The sequence below is a fragment of the Mycobacterium sp. SVM_VP21 genome (assembly GCA_024758765.1).
Classification (GTDB): Bacteria; Actinomycetota; Actinomycetes; order Mycobacteriales; family Mycobacteriaceae; genus Mycobacterium; species Mycobacterium heraklionense_C.
Genome location: CP101406.1, coordinates 4,217,456 through 4,234,139, shown reverse-complemented (window position 1 = coordinate 4,234,139; position 16,684 = coordinate 4,217,456). Strand labels below are relative to the sequence as shown.

Genomic DNA, 16,684 nt, shown 5'->3' with positions numbered 1-16,684 from the left:
CGCCTCACTGCTGCCGTTGGTCCGATGTGGCGAATGTCCATTGGTAGACATCCAGATATCCCGAGCGGAAGCCCGCTTCGGAGTAGGCCAGGTAAAGATTCCACATCCGAGAGAACACCTCGTCGAAGCCCAGGGCCGCGACGGCGGCACTGTTGCGCCGGAAGCGTTCCCGCCACAGCTGCAGCGTGTCTGCATAGTGCGGGCCCAGCGACCGCATGTCGACCGTACGCAGGCCCGTGTGATACCCCGTGATGTCCATGATCGCCTGGGTGGAAGGCAGCAGTCCGCCGGGGAAGATGTACTTCTGAATCCAGGTCAGGGTGTGGCGACTGGCCATCATCCGGTCGTGCGGCATCGTGATCGCCTGGATCGCCACCCGGCCGCCAGGTGCGGTCAGGCGTTCCAGTGCCCGGAAGTAGCCTGGCCAACCGCGATAGCCGACCGCCTCGATCATCTCCACCGAAACCACCGCGTCATAGCTGCCGGTAACTTCGCGGTAGTCCCGGAGCTCGATCTCGACCCGGTCGGCGAGGCCCGCGGCCGCCACCCGCTGCCGGGCGAGCAGCTTCTGCTCCCGCGACAGCGTGAGGGAACGCACGGATGCGCCGCGGGCCGCCGCGCGCAGGCAGAGCTCGCCCCAGCCGGTGCCGATTTCGAGGACCCGGGTCCCAGGACCGACGGCGGCCGTGTCCAGAAGGCGATCGATCTTGCGGCGCTGGGCCTCCGCGAGGTCTTCGGAGGATCCGGGGAGCTGGTCGAACAGCGCGCTGGAGTACGTCATGGTCTCATCGAGGAAGAGCGCGAACAGCTCGTTGGACAGGTCGTAATGTGCCGATACGTTGCGGCGGGCACGCGTGACGGTATTGCGCGACCGTGGTTGCCGGGCCAGCACCAGAGGCCGTAACCGCTGCAAGACCGCGGGGACCAGCTCGCCCATCGAGCCGGCCAAGACGCTGAGCAGCGCCACCGCGTCCGGCGAATCCCACTCGCCGGCCATGTACGCCTCGCCGAAGCCGATCAATCCGGATCTTCCGATGCGCCTGGCCATGCGGTCCGGATCACGGATCACCAGCTCCGGGGCGTGGGGGTCGAGCGCGCCGTAGCGATCGCCCCCGGGATAGACCAGTCGGACCGGCAGACGCCCGGCGGTGCGTCGCAGCAACGCGTGCACTACCGCAGCGGATGCGGCCGCCAGCGGACCCGAGGGGACGTGCGCCAGCTGCGGCCACTGGTTCGGATCGACCGGCACCGCCGGACGCAGATCTGATGCGGTACTCATTTCTTCACCACCGGAACGCGTCGCAACCACAACGTGGTGCCCTGCAGGCGAATACGCGCCGCGACCAGCAGCGGCGACAACGGCGCGATGAGTTGCATGCGGGCGACGCGGCGGTCGGTGGCCGGGTATCCGATGCCGCGCATCGTCGCGTCGAACACCGGCTCCTCGGCACGGTACAACGCGATGCTGACGTCGACGTCCGCACCGGGACGGGGAGCCCGGACCAAATAGTGGCCGTCAACGGGATTGAACGGCGAGACATAGAACTGTTTGGCCACCTGGACCGGCGTCTCGGCCGGCGGCAGCAGGTAGGCGTGGCGTTCTCCGTAGGTGTTGTGCACCTCGGCGATCACGTGCTGCAGCTGCTCGTCACGGTCGTGGCACCAGAACAGACTGATCGGGTTGAACACGTAGCCCAGAACTCGCGCCTGCAGCAAGGCGTAGATGCGGCCTGCGGGTGCAGGAACGCCGCGTTGGGCAAGAAATCGCTCCACGCGCTGGCGCAAGGTGTCACCGCTGCTGCCCACCAGGTGATCACTCGCGTCGAACACGGCGAACGGTCTCAACCACCAGGGCAGCCGGGGCGGCTCATCGATGTCGACGTACCAGCTGTAGCTGGGGTAAGCGAATTGGTGGACCACCGGAGTCCTTCTGCGGTGCGTGACAGTGGTGCGGTAGATCGCTGGGGTCAGCATGCGCACGCCTCACCGCGGGCGGCGGTTGGCGTCCAGTCCGCGCCCAGCCGCCACGCCGCCCGCACTCCGGAGACCGCACCATCTTCGTGGAAGCCCCAGCCGTAGTAGGCGCCGGCAAATGCGATGCGGTCATCGCCGAGCTCGGGAATCCGCCGCTGGGCGGCGACAGACTCCTGAGTGAAAAGCGGGTGGTGGTAGGTCATCTCGGACAGCACCGCGCGCGGGTCGATCAGATCTGATCCGCCCAGGGTGACCAGGAAGCGCCGGCGGGAGTGGATTCGCATCAGCCGGCTCACGTCGTAGGTGACCAGCACTGCCGGGCGGTCCGGGGCGACTCGGTAGTTCCACGACGCCCGGGCTCTGGGGTGGCGGGGCAGCATCGATTCGTCGGTGTGCAGTTGAGCGTGGTTGGTCGAATAGGGCATAGCCCCGAGCACGGCACGTTCTTGGGCCGTGGGTCCATCGAGTAGGCGCAGGGCCTGATCGGGGTGGACAGCCACCACGGCAGCATCGAAATGCCGCTGCTGCGATCCACGCACGTCTACCAGGACTCCATCGGACACCCGGCGCACTGAGCGCACGGCGGCGCTGGTCAGTACCTCGTCAAGGTTCGCGGCGATGCGTTGCACGTAGGTGATCGAGCCGCCGGTCACAGTGCGCCACTTCGGGGATCCGAACACCGAGAGCATGCCGTGGTGCTCGAGAAATGTGAACAGGTAGCGGGCGGGGTAGCTCAGCGCGTCATTGGCTTGGCAGGACCACACTGCCGCCACCAACGGCGCGATGAAGTTGGTTCTGAAGTAGGCGGAGAAGTCGTGGCGCAGCAAGAAGGCTTCGAGGGTTTCCAGCTCTTCGACGCCCGATTGCTGCAGCACCGCGTTGGCCGCCGCGTGGAAGCGCCGGATCTCGGCCAGCATCAGCAGGTTGCGAGGATGCAGCGTCCGCGGCGAGGCGAATAGGCCTCCTATTCCTCGTGCCCCGGCGTATTCCAAGCCGGTGGCATCGTTGCGCACCGATAGGGACATCTCGGTCTCGGTGCCGTGCACACCGAGTTCTCCGAACAGCCGACACAGCGTCGGGTAGGTCCGATCGTTGTAGACCAAGAAGGCCGAGTCGACGGCGAGGGCGCTGCCGTCATCAGCCTCGAGCAGGTGGGTGTGGGCATGCCCGCCCAATCGAGAGTCGGCCTCATAGAGCGTGACCCGGTTGTGGCGGGAAAGGATGTAGGCCGCCGTCAGGCCCGCTATGCCGCTGCCGACCACGGCTATCGACCGCGCTCGCTGCGGTGCACTGTGCATGGGAGTTATTCGGAGCCGCGAGCGCCGTGGTCGGGACTTGGCGACAAGCCGATCGAAACAGGTTGCGCCGCCTCGGTCTCCCGGTAGCGTCGAGAACTGCCGGCACCCCCACTTCGAGATGAAGGCTCATGTATCCGCTGACACACACAGACCAAGCCGCGTGAACACATGGTGAGGCCGACGATGGGGAAGACCGCGTCACTGTCGCTGATCGGCGCGGCCTACCTCGTCGCGGTCGGCGTCGCCGGCGCGTGGCTGGGCTGGGGGCCGGGCACCGGGCGGCTCTGGCTGGATACGTTGATCGCTGATGTATTGGCCACCGTGGTGGTCTTCGTCTTCAGTAGGTGCTTCGGCAACTCCAGCTTCTACGACGCCTATTGGAGCGCCATTCCGCCCCTGTTGGTGGCCTATTGGTGGTTTCAGTCGCTTCCTCACGTCGATACCGCGCGTTGCGTATTGATCGCTCTGGTGGTGGGGCTGTGGGCGGTGCGGCTTACCGCCAACTGGGTGTGGGGATTTCCCGGTATGCACCATGAGGATTGGCGGTATCCGCTGCTGCGCGAACGCGCGGGACGCTGGGAGTTCGTCGCGGACCTGTTCGCCATTCACCTGGTACCCACCCTGCAGGTGTTCGTCGGCCTGGTGCCGGTCTATGTCGCCGTGACACGGCCGGACCGGGGCCTGGTCTGGCTTTCTGTTGTCGCGTTTGCCATCGGCATTTCCGCGGTGCTGCTGGAACTGGTGGCGGACGTGCAGTTACACCGGTTCGTGCGGGATCGAGCGCCGGGCACGGCGATGGATCGCGGGATATGGGGCTGGTCACGGCATCCCAACTACTTCGGTGAGATCAGCTTCTGGTTTGCGTGCGCGCTGTTCGGGGTCGCCGCCGCACCGGCTCAGGCGTGGTGGATGTTCTTCGGTGTGCTGGCGATGGTAGCGATGTTCTTGGGCGCCAGCATTCCGATGATGGAGGAGCGCAGCCTGCAGCGCCGGCCCGAATACCAGCATGTGATCGACCGCGTGCCACGCCTGGTGCCCCGCCCGCCACGTCGGGGCAACCACCTCAGGTCATAGCACTGAAGGCCTGAAACAACTCGCTGATTCCCTGCAGCGCCTCTGCCCCCGTAGGGTTCGGTGAGGGCAGGAAGCCGAAGAGGTAGCCGGCCACCTCGAGATCGGTCAGCGAGGGGTTGTCCAGCAGCGGCGTGATCTGGTAGGTGGCCGGATCGAAGAGGGTCTCGACGAAGTCGTTGATTCCCTGCTGCAGTCCGTTGCCCAGTGCCGCCACCACATCGCCGAGATTCAGGTCGGTCGGAAACAGGCCGGGGCCGGTGACGACGTCGGCGTCGGCGGGCGACCAGCCGTGTTCGATGTTGCCGTAGCCGAGGTTGACCAGAATTCGAGTCACGGGTTCGAGCAGGTCATACAGGGGTTGCCCGGCAATGGGGATCAAACGCAACGGGTTGAGCAGCGGCAGGCTCTCGGACGGAATCATGTAGTAGTTGACCAGCGTGTCGCTGTCGGAGGTGGGCAACAGGACGGCATTGCTGATCTGTTCGGGAGTCAGGCTCAAGTAGGTGCCGTGCGAATAGATGAAGCCCATCGCGGCGTTGAGGACCGACAGCAGGTTGAGTGGATACGTCGGAAAATCGGCGACTCCGTCGTACTCATGGGTGTAGACGTCAGTCGGGTAGAGATTGTTCGGCGTGGCAACGTTGTCGGCCAGGTATTGCGGGTAGAGGCCGCTGGTCTCCACCGTCATGCCGCCAACCGGGTTGTCCGGATTGCCGATCAGGACGAAGCGCACGAAATCGCTCGGAACATCCTGCCCGGCGAGCTGCCGCATGACCGCCGAGGAGATCGCCGCGCTCTGCGAATAGCCGAACACCACCAGCGGGTTCTCGGCGCTGACGTCGCCGCTGGCGATCTTCTGCAGAATGGTGGAATCGAGAATCTGCATGCCGCGTGCCTGCGAGGTCGAGCTGATGTTCTCGGGGGTGAACAGCGATTGAAGGGTTCCCCCGAACCCGAGTTGCTCGAGATAGAGCTGGTTGGCCGCGTCCAGGTAGAGCTGGTTCGGTTGCGGAATGCTGGTGCCACCCATGATCAAAGCGGTCCCGTCACCGAGCGATCCCCCGGCAGTCAGCGCAACCTCGATGGGCGCCACCGAAGTCGCCGATGCGACAGGCAGGTCCGCCAGCGCGCCGGCAGTCAGACCGGTGGCGGCAACAACGGCGGTGATACGACTAGGCGTGAAAGCGCGCATGTGACTTCCCTTTCGACGGTGGTGGGGTCTGTTCTGAACGTGCCGCAGCGGGTTGGGCCGACCCGTGTCTGTTACCCAGGTGATCATTACCGTAGGGCCCGTCACCTGTGGCGCGAAGGAGGAACTTCCCACTTCCATGCGCCGGGTGGTGTCGTCGTTCTCGTGCGAGAAGAACGTGTGGGTGATCTCCGCTACCGGGTGCGACGTTGGAACGACGATCAGGATCCGGGCCGAGGATTCGTCGCCAGGGACAGGCGCTGCAGAGTTCGGTACGGCATACATCGGAGTTATTCGGAGCCGCACCGCCGCGGGTCGGGTTCGACCGACAACCAACTTTGGACCGGTCCGCAGCCCTTGCCCTCGCCGATCCCCGGGGCCGGTCAGCACTCCTGGTCGCCGAGGCGCCGCAGCTCCTCCCGAAGTCCGCGGACGCCGTCGTCGAGCAACCGAATCACGGCTGGGCGCAGCAGGGGCTCGATCCACTTCAACCACCCCTGAAAGGCGAACCGCACCCGATAGGTGATCACGCAGCCGGACTGCCGCGCGGCGACCGTGATGGTGTCGCAGACGATGACGGAGGCGTTCTCTCCGCGCAGGTCGATCGACCGGCCCGGCCGCAGCGCGGTCACCACATAGTCGATCGTGCTCACCCGTCCGGCGAACCGGGAGGTGTTCTCGTAGTGAGTTCCCACCCCGCCATCGCCCGAGACGCGCACCGTCGTGATGGTCCCCGGGTCCCACTGCTGCGTGGTGGTGAAATCGGCGAGGTAGACAAAAGCCACATCCTGCGCGACGTCACTGCTCACCTCACGCTGCATGGTGATCATGACTGCTCCTCCGGCCTGACGTCGTGGCTGTGACAGTGATTCGGAACCGAAGGCGCGGTGGTCGGTGTCCGCGGGCAGCGTGCCGACGCCTCTTGCACAACCGAATTCGCCAAGTAGCGTCGGGGCATGAGCGTGGACTTCTCCAGCACAGTTGCCGCGCCGCGCGCGGAGGTCTTCGCATGGCATGAGAGGCCGGGTGCGTTCACCCGGCTGAGTCCGCCGTGGCAGCCGATGAACCTGGTCAGCGAGGCCCATTCGCTCCGCGACGGGACGGCCGTCTTAGCCCTTCCCGGTGGACTCCGGTGGGTCGCCGAACACCAGCCCGACGGCTACGACCCGCCGGCGCGATTCGTCGACGCGCTCGGCGGGCACGGCCTGGCATCACTTCCCACCCGGGCCACGCTCAGTTGGACGCACACTCACGAGTTCGAGGATCTGGGCGACGGGCGGACGCGGGTTATCGACCACGTCGAAACCCCCATCCCTGGGGCCCTGCTGCGGCCGATGTTCGTCTACCGGCATCGCCAACTCGCCGATGACACCGCAGCGCATCGGCGTGCTCAGCAGGCAGGCCTTACACCGCTGACCGTGGCGATCAGCGGCGCGACCGGGCTGGTCGGTTCGGCTTTGGCGGCGTTCCTGAGCACCGGCGGGCACCGGGTGATTCGCCTGGTGCGCCATGCCGCGGACAATCCTGATGAGCGGCAGTGGAATCCCGACCATCCCGACCCTGATCTGCTGACCGGAATAGACGCCGTGATCCATCTGGCCGGCGCGTCGATCGCCGGCCGATTCACCGCCGAGCACCGCCGCCAGATCCGTGACAGCAGAATCGGGCCCACCCGCAAGCTCGCCGAGCTGGTCGCCGGCACGCCCGCGGGACCGAGCGTGCTGATCTGCGCCTCGGCAGTCGGCTATTACGGGTATGACCGCGGTGACGACGTACTGACCGAAGACGCCGAACGCGGTGACGGCTTTCTGGCCGACGTCGTAGCCGACTGGGAGGGCGCGCTCACGCCGGCAGAACAGTCCGGGACCCGCGTGGTGCGGGTACGCACGGGCATCGTGCAGTCCCCGCGCGGCGGGACGTTGCGCCTGATGCGGCCATTGTTCGCGGCGGGGCTCGGTGGCCGGCTCGGGAGTGGACGGCAGTGGCTGCCGTGGATCGGCATCGATGACCTGATCGACATCTATCACCGAGCGCTGTGGGACACCGGGCTGCGCGGACCGGTGAACGCGGTCGCCCCGAACCCGTCGCGCAACGTCGACTACACCAAGGCGCTGGGTCGCGTGCTACATCGACCGACCGCACTGCCGGTACCGAGCCTGGGCCCGCGACTGTTGCTCGGCGCGCAAGGTGCTCGTGAACTCGCGTGCGCCAGTCAGCGCGCGCTGCCCGGCCGCCTCAACGACGCTGGTCACCCGTTCCGCATGCCCGAACTCGAGCCGCTGCTGCGCCACCTGTTGGGGCGTACGGGACCGCAGTGAGTCTCACCGGCGGGGGTTGAGTATCGCGACGTGTCCGCACAACACGGTGGCAAAGGTGACCCACAGCGGATACAGCACCAGGGGCACCGCCCGCGCACCCCGAACGGCGACGGCCCGGCGCGCCAGGTCAGCACTGCTGGTCGCCAGCGCCACGCTGACCGCAGTGGCCGGGCCGAGACGGCGGCGGTTGAAGAACAGCCACGACCAGCCCGCGTTGAGGACGAGGTTGAGCACCAGCGCCGCTATGTAGTTGCGGCGCTGCGCGACCTCCCCGCGGTCGCTGAGTTCATCGATAGTGGCCGCCGACACCGCGGCGATGTCGGCGTAGAGCGCAGGCCACACTATCGGAAAGGCTTGTCGCGGTGGCTGGTATGCGGGCTTGACCAGCCCTTCGTACCAGTCAGATTGGACCGCGGGGGTGGTGGCGAGACCTCCCGTGACGGCTGCCGCGGTGACGGCGGACCCGGTGCCGAGCAGGGTTGAGATGCGCACGTGACTCCTTGTAGGTCAATCGTTCTGGGTGACAGTTACCGCAATCTCGTTGCGGCGAAACATCGGCAGGGTCCATGGCGGATCGTAGAACCACGCCTGCGGTACCCGGACTGGCTCGCACTGCAGTTCTTTGAGGGCATTGAGCAGCGTCGCGGTGTGCATTTCAACAGCACGACGGCCACGATCTCCGGAGAAGGTGTGCACCGCGACGGTTTCAGCCGGCACCCGCACCAATTGCACTTTGGCGTTGTCAGGCTCCGGCAGCGATTCCAGGCCGATACCGGTCGGCATGAAGAAACGAATCAACCATTGGCCTTCAGTGCCGGATTGCTGGGCGACCGGCGCGGTCATGGAGATCTGCTCACCCGCCGGAGCGGCGGGGTCCTGAGCGACGGGAGCGGTCATGGCGTACTTGGTACGCGAGTTATTGCCGCCGAAGATGTAGCCGGCCAGGCGCCGAAAGCCCGCGCTGCGCGCGCTCTCCTCATCACCGTCAACCACGGTTTCCGCCGCCACGCGTTCGGCATAGCGGCGAATCTCCACATCGCGCGTTCGCCGCTGCACCGTGAAAGGAGGCTCTTCGGTTCCGTTACGCACACCGACCACTGACCCGACGGCCGCAACGGCGGCCCCTGCCGCCGAGAGGATTCCGCTCATGCTCGCCCTCCACCGCCCGTGCTATCGCCTGACCAACGACAGTAGACCGATCGGGGAAGTACATTCAATAAATGAATCATTCATTTATTGAATTACTCAGGTACCGGTAGCGACGTAGCGCCTCGGCACGTTCGCGCCCGTGGTCCACCATGGGCCGGGGGTATCCCGGCGGCGGCGCAGCCCGGCGGAGATGTGCGTCGGGGAGGTCGGCCAGTTCTGGAACCCAGCGACGCACGTAACAGCCTTCGGGGTCGAATTTGCTGCCCTGCAACGTCGGGTTGAAAACCCGGAAGTAAGGGGCCGCGTCGGTCCCGCACCCCGCGCACCACTGCCAACCGTGCTGGTTGTTGGCCACATCGCCGTCGATCAGCTGCTCCAAGAACCAGCGAGCCCCCCACTGCCACGGCAGATGCAGGTCCTTGACCAAGAACGATGCGGCGATCATGCGCACCCGGTTGTGCATGAAGCCCGTTTGGCGCAGTTCACGCATGCCGGCGTCCACGATCGGAAAACCGGTCTCCCCGGCCTTCCAACGCTCAAAGCGGCTCCACGCGTCGGCATCGGTGTCCATCTGGATGGAGTCGAAATCCTGGTTCCAATTGCGCCAGGCACTGCGGGGCCAGAAGTGCAGTACGGCGGCATAGAAATCCCGAAAGGCCAGTTGCCGCAGATACGACGCGGCACCCGGCTGCTGGAGATCAAGGTCGGCAGCCATAGTGCGCGGATGAATGTTGCCGAATTTCAGGTAGACCGACATCCGGCTCCCACCTTCGAGATCGGCTCGGTCGCGGTCCTGCTCGTAGCGCTCCAGCCCGCCGCTGACGAACCCCCGCCAGTGCTCGAGCGCCGCAGCTTCCCCTGCGGGCAACTCGGGTCGACCACCGAAGTCAGGGATGTCCACCGGTTGACCGGACTCGTCGGGTACATCGAGAGGATCGATCCAGTGCGCCGAGTCCGGCCGGGAGTTCGCCGGACGCCGCCAGCCGTGCTCCCGCCACCGGCGAAAAAACGGGGTGAAGACCCGGTAGGGAGTCCCATCGTCTTTGACAACTCGTCCGGGAGAGACCAGGTACGGAGAGCCGGTGGCCACCAGCGGTATGTCACCGAGCGCGGCGCGAACCCGCTCGTCACGCCGGCACCCGTAAGGGGCGAAATCCTCTGACACATGCACGGCCGACGCGCTGATAGCGGCGGCGATCGCCGGGATCCGCTCCTCTGGACGTCCGCGCGTGATCAGCAACCGGCCGTCGAGGTCATCGCGCAGCCGCCGCAGAGACTGGCCCAAGAACTGCAGTCGACGCTGCCCAGCCGAGGTCTCCAGCTGCGGGTCCAGCACGAAGCAGGCCAACACCTCGGGGCCTTCAGCGAGCGCGGCCGTCAAGGCCGGCAAGTCGTCGACCCGCAGGTCGCGGCGGTACCACAGCAGGACCGGCACTACTTCTCCAGCTCGGAATCGAACTGTCGCATGGCGGAGATCACGGCAGCCAAGACCCAATGCGTAGTCTGCAGGTCGGCGTCGGAGAACTGCGCCAGGGCACGCTGGGTGTGACTCTGCAGCGGGGTGAAAAACGCTCTGGCGGTGTCCAAGCCGAGTTCGGAGTACCGCAACGCAACCTTGCGTCGATCCGAGGCGTGCGCTTCGCGCCGCACGTGGCCGGACTCGATGAGACGATCGACGAGATAGGTGATGGCCGCACCCGACAATCCCATACGTTGACGCAGCTCACTGGGACTGATCGGGGTTCCTGCAGTCTCAGCGACCATGATGTGCAGCAAGGCGCGGAAATCGGTCTGGCGCACGTTGTTGGCGCCGGCGAACCGCTGGCCGATCTGTTCGGATTCGGCGGCCAGCTCGCGCATATCGGCAGATATCAACGACTCCAGCGCGGCTCGGCCAACAGCATCCTTATCCGGTTTCATGACGGTTGATAACGATATCGCTGCGGTCAGGCCGGCGACAGCGGCAACCGCAGCGCACCGGGGGCACCCGTCGGAACCGTCGGGTGGTGCGGTGCCACCGGCGCGATGCGCCGATACGGCTGGCCAAGCGGCGGGCGGGAGTCGGCCTCACCGTTGTTGGGCCACAACGACATCGCCCGCTCGGCCTGCGCGGTGATGGTGAACGACGGGTTCACGCCCAGGTTGGCGGTGATCGCCGACCCGTCGACCACGTGCACACCGGGATGCCCGTAGGCACGCTGATAGGGGTCGATGACCCCGGTATCCGCGGATTCACCGATCGGGCAGCCGCCGATGAAATGCGCCGTCAACGGGATATTGAGCGCATCGAGGTAGGTGCCACCGGCCATCCCGCCGACCTTTTCGGCTATCCGGCGCGCCACATCGTGGGCGGTCGGGATCCAGTCTGGATTGGGCTCTCCCACACCCTGTTTCGCCGTCATTCGGGTGCCGAACAGGCCACGCTTGCGATAGGTGGTCAGCGAATTGTCCAGCGACTGCATCACCAGCACGATGATCGAATGCGACGAGGCGTTGCGGGGGAACATGCTGTGCAGCATCATCGCCGGGTGGCGCGCGATGGTCAGCATCAGCCGGGCGAAGCGCCACGGCCCGCCGTCGATCAGATGAGTGCCCATCATGGACAACAGGTTGGATCCCTTGCCATAGCGGCACACCTCGACGTGGGTGTTGGCCTCCGGATGGATCGATGAGGTGATCGCGACGCCTTGGGCGAAGTCGTCACGATCTGGAGCGAACACCACCGGCACCTCTTCGGAATTGGTGCGGGTCAGCTCACCCAGCCGCGGCGAGAGATTCGGCAGTGATCCGGTGTCGCGCAGCCGGTGCAGCAACCGCTGGGTGCCCAGCGAGGCCGCGGCGAACACCACCTGGCTCGCGGTGAAGTCCCGCCTATGTTTGCGCACCCACCGGCCGGTGCGCACCGTGCTGACCACATAGCCGTCGCCGTCGGGGCGCACATCGGTGACCATCGTCATCGGATGGATCTGGGCGCCGGCGTGCTCGGCCAGATACAGGTAGTTGGTCTCGGTGGTGTTCTTCGCGTTGTGCGGGCAACCGGTGAAGCACTGCGCGCAGCCGATACAGCCGGCGCGGTCGGGGCCTGCCCCGCCGAAGAATGGATCCGGGACGGTCTGGCCGGGCTCATCACCGAAGAAGACTCCGACATTGGTGGGGTGATAGGTGTCCTCGACCCCCAGATCGCGGGCCACCGCCAGCAACACCTCATCTGCCGGCGTGGTGTGCGGGGTGGACGTCACCCCGAGCATCCGGCGGGCCTGTTCGTAGTACGGGGCCAGCTCGGACTTCCAGTCGGTGATGTGGGCCCACTGCGGGTCATGAAAGAACCGTTCCAGCGGCTCGTAGAGGGTGTTGCCGTAGATCAACGACCCGCCGCCGACCCCGACGGCGCTGGCGATGAATGTCTTACCCAGCACGGTCAGTCGTTGCGGACCGAAGCAGCCCAGTTTCGGTGCCCACATCGCCTTGCGGACGTGCCAGTTGTTGGGCGGGAAGTCGGTGGGGGTCCAGCGCCGGCCCATGTCCAACACGCCGACGCGATAGCCCTTCTCGGTCAGGCGCAGCGCGGCCACGCTGCCGCCGAATCCCGAGCCGATCACCACAACGTCGTAGTCATATGTCACTTCGGGCTCCTGGTGCGTTCGCCCGCGCGGGCGCGATCGTATGGCGTAGTGAAGCACGTCGTCGACGGCTCGCGCACCGCTTTGCCTTCCCGCCGCCCCGGGCTGTGGCGCTATCCCCCGTTGTGGCGGCGGCCGGGCAGGAACAGCAGCAGCGAGACCACCAGAAGCGAGCTGAGGCTGACCGCGTTGAGGACCGCGTCACGCGCGCCATACATGTGCAGCATCCCGACGTGGTAAATCAGGTGCAGCGCATTAAAAATCGACCAGGCCGTCGCGGTGATCACGACGACGGCACGGTTGCCCAGGTGGTACACCGCCATGGCGCTGAGCGCCCCGAGCGCCAGGAACATGGCGCCGACATCCTTCACGAAATGCTCGTTGTACGGGCCGAGCACCGGCAACCAGGACATGCCCATACCGGGAAACGTGCTGTACCAGTGCAGCGGAGCGAAATACGCCCACAGTCCCAGGCCAAAGCCCACGATGGTCAACAGGAGCAGGCACAGCCGATGCACGATGAGGTTCATGCCCGGTAGACGGCGCAGCGAACGAGTTTGTGACATCGTGGGCACTCACATGCCGTCCGGTGTCAGCTCAGCCAGCCACTCGGCATAGGTTTGCCGTCCCCTCGGGCCGGGACCGGTGGGCAGCAACGCGCCATTGGCCATGCCCTTTCCGGCCGCCCCAGGAATCCGCAGTCCGATGACCGGCCGGTGCTGCCCGCGCCGCCGGATCAGCTGCCGAACCATGTCGACGACCGATTCCACGCGGGGGCCGGCGAGTTCGGGTGCCATCTGCTGGGGTTCGGCGGTGGCCAGGCCGCACAGATGAGCGGCGACTTCGGTGACCGCGATGGGTTGCGACTGCATTTTCGGGACCAGTGCGATGGGGCCGGGAACCTGCGCCAGGACTTGGTCGGCGAATTCGTGAAACTGGGCGGCCCGCAGGATCGTCCACGGGACGGCGCCGGTCTGCACCAATTCCTCTTGCCGCAGCTTGCCTTGGTAGTAGCCGCTGGTCGCCCGGTCGATGCCGATGATCGACAGCGCGACATGATGGCGAACTCCACTGCGCTGCGCGGCGGCCAGCAGATTCGTGGTCGCTGTGCCGAAGCAGGCCCGTGCCTTCTTGGCGTTCATGGTCGCGAAGTCGGAGACGTCGATGATGGCCTCGGCACCGTCGAGCGCGGCGTCGATTCCGGTGTTCTGGATCAGGTCAACCCCGTGCGCGCGGGCAAGGATCACCGGCTGGTGCCCCTGGACGTGGAGATGCTCGACCACTTTACGGCCGGTCTTGCCGGTACCGCCGGCAACCGCGATCTTCATTGGTGTTCCCTCCTGGTCTGGATCAGTCGACCAACACCACCATCTTGCCGCCCGCGTCTCCTGCTTCCATGACGCGATGCGCATCACCGATCTGATCAAAGGAGAAGACATGGGAGGGCGCGGCTTCGAGGCATCCCGCACGAACCTTGTCGGCGATGTCCTGCAGCGGAACATCCGACAGCGCAAAGCCGGGTGTACCGAACACGAAGCTGCCGAAGAAGCTGAGATTGACGCCGCTGGGCATCTGCAACAGCGGGTTGAAGTCAGCGATCGGGTCCAGTCCTCCGAGCCAGCCCGCCAAGCACGCAGTGCCGCCCCGGCGCAGCATGTTCAGGGAATCCAGGATCGTGCTGTTGCCCACGAGGTCGAGAACGGCGTCGATGTGCTGGGCCTCGGCGATGTGTGCACTCAGATCGGGGATCTCGAGCTCGACCCGTTCGGCGCCGAGCGAGGTCAGCAGACCGAACCGTGCCCGGGCGCGGGTGGTGGCGATCACCCGTGCACCGGCCTCCACGGCCAGCTTCACGGCCGCCTGACCGAAAGACGATGTCGCCCCGCGGATCACGATGGTCTGCCCGGCGGTCAGGTCGAGGTTGCGAAACAGACAGGTCCATGCGGTGGCGTAGGTTTCCGGCAACGCGGCCAGCTGATCCCACGACAGGTCCGTCTCTATCAGCGCAACGTTCTCGGCCCGCACCCGGGTGAATTGGGCGTAGCTGCCGTTGATGGTGCGGCCCAGTCCACCCATCAGGGCCGCGACTTTGGCGCCGACGGGGAATTCTCCGCCCGGGCAGGCGTCGACGACGCCGACGCATTCGATACCACTGACCTCGGCGGCCTGCGCCCACTCGCCTCGACGCATGTGCATTTCGGCGTGATTAATGCCGAATCCCTTGACCCTGATCACCACCTCGCCACGCTTCGGCAGCGGCTTGGGAATGTCGGTGTAGGTCAAGACGTCCAGGTCGCCGAACCCGTCGAGAATGATCGCCCGCATGGTTGGGCCGCCTGGAACTTCGCGCACCACTGCGGGCGCAACAGGAAGGTCCGGCGTGCTTTTTGCACCCATGGTCTGCTCCTTTGACTAGTGCTGATACGAATTACTTTTCGAACGCTTCCGCCATTTGTCGCGCAAGATCGAGCAAGTCGGGCGCGATGAAGTCGGGCTGGTGTACTCCCTCGATTCGCAACGGCGCGTTGCCGGGTCGGGTGATGAGGGCAGCACCGAACCCGGCAGCCTGCGCACCGATGGTGTCCCAGGCGTGCGCGGCGACCATCATGCAGGCATAGGGCGGTACCCCCAGCCCGTCTGCGGTGTGCCGATACAGCGCCGTTGCCGGTTTGAAGACCTCAAGCTCGTCGACGCTGAACTGCCGCTCGAAATAGCCGGCCAGTCCCGTATGTGCCAACGGCGTTGGCCGACCAGGCGAGTTCGGCGAGTTGGTCAGCGCCGCCAACCGGTATCCGTCGTCGCGTAGACGCGAAAGGCCTTGCGCGACGTCGGGGTGCGCCGGCATGGTGGCCAGCGCGCGAGCCACGGTGGCCACATCGTCATCACTCAGCGGAACCCGGTGTATTTCGGCGAGCATCCGCAGCGTGGCCCGCCCCAGGGCAAAGAAGTCTGCGTAACACCTCGACAGGGTCACGGTCATCGAATAGGTGATCAGTTGGCCGAACCACTCTCGCAGCACGCCGGGGCGCTCGAAAAGCCTCGCGAAAAGGGGCTCTAACGCCTCAATGTCGAGGAGCGTTTCGTTGACGTCGAAGACCAGCACCGCGGGGCGCGTTTCGCCGACCATGCCGGTCACCGGCAGCCGCCGACCCGGCGCAAGAAGTCTTTGACCAGTTCGGCGACTTCACCGGCGGCGGTCTCCAGCAAGAAGTGGCCGCCGTCGAGCAGGTGAATCTCAGCATTGCGCGCGTCCCTGCCGAAGGCCTGGGCGCCCGCCGGCCCAAAGATCGGGTCCCCTTGTCCCCAGACGGCCAGCACCGGAACTCCGCTGGTGCGCAGGTACTCGTGCAGAGCGGGGTACATCGGCGGATTGGTGGCGTAGTCCCGGAACAGCTTGAGCTGAATCTCGTCATTGCCGGGGCGAGCCAGCAGCGCAGCGTCCAGGGTCCAGGTATCCGGGCTGACCAGCGACTCGTCCGGCACGCCGGTCAGGTACTGCCATTTGATCGACTCGACATCGAGCGCCGTGCGGATGGCCGCCTCCGTCACCGCAGTCTGCTCACGCTGGTAGTCCCAGACGGTTTTCCAGAAGGTTTCGACGAAGCCCTCGTCGTAGCCGTTGCCGCTCTGCGTGATGATCGCGCTGATGGATTCGGGCCGGTTCAGCACCAGCCGCCAACCGATCGGCGCCCCGTAGTCCTGGACGTAGATCGCGTAACGCTGGAGCCCGAGGTGATCCAGTAGCCCCTGGGTGAGTGTGGCGAGATTGTCGAAGGTGTAGTCGAACTCGGTCACCAGCGGCATGTCCGAGTAGCCGAAGCCGAGGTGATCGGGAGCGATCACGTGATAGTCATCCGCCAGGCGAGTGATGAGGTCCCGGAACATGTACGAGCTGGTCGGAAAGCCGTGCAGCAGCACGATCGCCGGCGCATCAGGGCTTCCGGCCTCCCGATAGAACAAGCGTCGCCAGGCGACGGTGGCGTACTGGTACCGGACAGAAGTAACCATAGCTAACCCCTTAAATAACTGTTGATAGTTAGGAGTCAAACACTCGTGGTGTAA

The 16,684-nt window shown here is 65.7% G+C and carries 17 protein-coding genes; 2 read left to right on the top strand and 15 right to left on the bottom strand.

Translation table 11 applies throughout. The annotated features are described in order from the left end of the window. Window positions 1-4: 4 nt before the first annotated feature. Genes NM962_19870 through NM962_19860 form a run of 3 tightly spaced genes read right to left on the bottom strand, consistent with a single transcriptional unit; the run spans window position 5 to window position 3,272 of the window. Window positions 5-1,279 carry a class I SAM-dependent methyltransferase gene (locus tag NM962_19870; GenBank protein ID UVO12127.1) on the bottom strand — a complete coding sequence of 425 codons (1,275 nt, stop codon included), beginning with the start codon at window positions 1,277-1,279 and terminating at the stop codon, window positions 5-7. Next, the gene (locus tag NM962_19865) at window positions 1,276-1,974 is read right to left on the bottom strand and encodes a DUF1365 family protein (GenBank protein UVO12126.1); all 699 of its coding nucleotides are present in this window, start codon (window positions 1,972-1,974) and stop codon (window positions 1,276-1,278) included. Before NM962_19865 ends, NM962_19870 begins: the two co-directional genes overlap by 4 nt. Next, window positions 1,968-3,272, bottom strand: coding sequence for an FAD-dependent oxidoreductase (locus NM962_19860; protein UVO12125.1), 1,305 nt, complete (start codon window positions 3,270-3,272; stop codon window positions 1,968-1,970). Before NM962_19860 ends, NM962_19865 begins: the two co-directional genes overlap by 7 nt. A gap of 183 nt (window positions 3,273-3,455) precedes the next feature. Here NM962_19860 and NM962_19855 point away from each other — a divergent pair, with 183 nt between their 5' ends. Beyond that, on the top strand, window positions 3,456-4,346 hold the full coding sequence (locus NM962_19855; GenBank protein UVO12124.1) for a DUF1295 domain-containing protein: 891 nt from the start codon (window positions 3,456-3,458) through the stop codon (window positions 4,344-4,346). On the opposite strand, the gene NM962_19850 is transcribed toward NM962_19855, so the two are convergent. Beyond that, window positions 4,336-5,538 carry a PE-PPE domain-containing protein gene (locus NM962_19850; GenBank protein ID UVO12123.1) on the bottom strand — a complete coding sequence of 401 codons (1,203 nt, stop codon included), beginning with the start codon at window positions 5,536-5,538 and terminating at the stop codon, window positions 4,336-4,338. The two genes, NM962_19855 and NM962_19850, sit on opposite strands and share 11 nt — an antisense overlap. Window positions 5,539-5,918: 380 nt before the next feature. Next, window positions 5,919-6,365, bottom strand: a complete 447-nt coding sequence (locus NM962_19845; GenBank protein UVO12122.1) for an SRPBCC family protein — start codon at window positions 6,363-6,365, stop codon at window positions 5,919-5,921. Between the two features lie 126 nt (window positions 6,366-6,491). Here NM962_19845 and NM962_19840 point away from each other — a divergent pair, with 126 nt between their 5' ends. Then, a complete protein-coding gene (locus NM962_19840) occupies window positions 6,492-7,853 on the top strand; it encodes a TIGR01777 family oxidoreductase (GenBank protein UVO12121.1) in 1,362 nt (453 codons plus the stop codon). Between the two features lie 3 nt (window positions 7,854-7,856). Here NM962_19840 and NM962_19835 read toward each other — a convergent pair whose 3' ends face one another. From NM962_19835 to NM962_19790, 10 genes are all read right to left on the bottom strand, one after another. Continuing rightward, window positions 7,857-8,345, bottom strand: coding sequence for a tryptophan-rich sensory protein (locus NM962_19835; protein ID UVO12120.1), 489 nt, complete (start codon window positions 8,343-8,345; stop codon window positions 7,857-7,859). 15 nt (window positions 8,346-8,360) lie between these two features. Continuing rightward, window positions 8,361-9,002, bottom strand: coding sequence for a heme-binding protein (locus NM962_19830; protein UVO12119.1), 642 nt, complete (start codon window positions 9,000-9,002; stop codon window positions 8,361-8,363). A 76-nt stretch (window positions 9,003-9,078) separates the two neighbouring features. After that, window positions 9,079-10,437, bottom strand: a complete 1,359-nt coding sequence (locus NM962_19825) for a DNA photolyase family protein (GenBank protein ID UVO12118.1) — start codon at window positions 10,435-10,437, stop codon at window positions 9,079-9,081. Further along, on the bottom strand, window positions 10,437-10,922 hold the full coding sequence (locus NM962_19820; GenBank protein UVO12117.1) for a MarR family transcriptional regulator: 486 nt from the start codon (window positions 10,920-10,922) through the stop codon (window positions 10,437-10,439). Before NM962_19820 ends, NM962_19825 begins: the two co-directional genes overlap by 1 nt. A gap of 26 nt (window positions 10,923-10,948) precedes the next feature. Beyond that, window positions 10,949-12,625, bottom strand: coding sequence for a GMC family oxidoreductase (locus NM962_19815; protein ID UVO12116.1), 1,677 nt, complete (start codon window positions 12,623-12,625; stop codon window positions 10,949-10,951). 110 nt (window positions 12,626-12,735) lie between these two features. Then, window positions 12,736-13,188 carry a hypothetical protein gene (locus tag NM962_19810; GenBank protein ID UVO12115.1) on the bottom strand — a complete coding sequence of 151 codons (453 nt, stop codon included), beginning with the start codon at window positions 13,186-13,188 and terminating at the stop codon, window positions 12,736-12,738. Between the two features lie 9 nt (window positions 13,189-13,197). After that, window positions 13,198-13,950 (bottom strand): NAD(P)H-binding protein, encoded by a 753-nt coding sequence (locus NM962_19805; protein UVO12114.1) that lies wholly within the window; start codon window positions 13,948-13,950, stop codon window positions 13,198-13,200. A 22-nt stretch (window positions 13,951-13,972) separates the two neighbouring features. Next, a complete protein-coding gene (locus tag NM962_19800) occupies window positions 13,973-15,019 on the bottom strand; it encodes a zinc-binding alcohol dehydrogenase family protein (protein UVO12113.1) in 1,047 nt (348 codons plus the stop codon). 31 nt (window positions 15,020-15,050) lie between these two features. After that, window positions 15,051-15,749: a haloacid dehalogenase type II gene (locus NM962_19795; protein UVO14846.1), complete on the bottom strand. Its 699-nt coding sequence runs from the start codon at window positions 15,747-15,749 to the stop codon at window positions 15,051-15,053. Between the two features lie 5 nt (window positions 15,750-15,754). Further along, entirely contained in the window at window positions 15,755-16,630 is an 876-nt protein-coding gene (locus NM962_19790) for an alpha/beta hydrolase (GenBank protein ID UVO12112.1), read from the bottom strand. Between the last annotated feature and the right edge of the window lie 54 nt (window positions 16,631-16,684).

Excerpts from the sequence above, each read along its gene's own strand:
- NM962_19870 (UVO12127.1), bottom strand. The coding sequence starts at position 1,279 with ATGAGTACCGCATCAGATCTGCGTCCGGCGGTGCCGGTCGATCCGAAC.
- NM962_19865 (UVO12126.1), bottom strand. The coding sequence starts at position 1,974 with ATGCTGACCCCAGCGATCTACCGCACCACTGTCACGCACCGCAGAAGG.
- NM962_19860 (UVO12125.1), bottom strand. The coding sequence starts at position 3,272 with ATGCACAGTGCACCGCAGCGAGCGCGGTCGATAGCCGTGGTCGGCAGC.
- NM962_19855 (UVO12124.1), top strand. The coding sequence starts at position 3,456 with ATGGGGAAGACCGCGTCACTGTCGCTGATCGGCGCGGCCTACCTCGTC.
- NM962_19850 (UVO12123.1), bottom strand. The coding sequence starts at position 5,538 with ATGCGCGCTTTCACGCCTAGTCGTATCACCGCCGTTGTTGCCGCCACC.
- NM962_19845 (UVO12122.1), bottom strand. The coding sequence starts at position 6,365 with ATGATCACCATGCAGCGTGAGGTGAGCAGTGACGTCGCGCAGGATGTG.
- NM962_19840 (UVO12121.1), top strand. The coding sequence starts at position 6,492 with ATGAGCGTGGACTTCTCCAGCACAGTTGCCGCGCCGCGCGCGGAGGTC.
- NM962_19830 (UVO12119.1), bottom strand. The coding sequence starts at position 9,002 with ATGAGCGGAATCCTCTCGGCGGCAGGGGCCGCCGTTGCGGCCGTCGGG.
- NM962_19820 (UVO12117.1), bottom strand. The coding sequence starts at position 10,922 with ATGAAACCGGATAAGGATGCTGTTGGCCGAGCCGCGCTGGAGTCGTTG.
- NM962_19810 (UVO12115.1), bottom strand. The coding sequence starts at position 13,188 with ATGTCACAAACTCGTTCGCTGCGCCGTCTACCGGGCATGAACCTCATC.
- NM962_19805 (UVO12114.1), bottom strand. The coding sequence starts at position 13,950 with ATGAAGATCGCGGTTGCCGGCGGTACCGGCAAGACCGGCCGTAAAGTG.
- NM962_19800 (UVO12113.1), bottom strand. The coding sequence starts at position 15,019 with ATGGGTGCAAAAAGCACGCCGGACCTTCCTGTTGCGCCCGCAGTGGTG.
- NM962_19795 (UVO14846.1), bottom strand. The coding sequence starts at position 15,749 with ATGGTCGGCGAAACGCGCCCCGCGGTGCTGGTCTTCGACGTCAACGAA.
- NM962_19790 (UVO12112.1), bottom strand. The coding sequence starts at position 16,630 with ATGGTTACTTCTGTCCGGTACCAGTACGCCACCGTCGCCTGGCGACGC.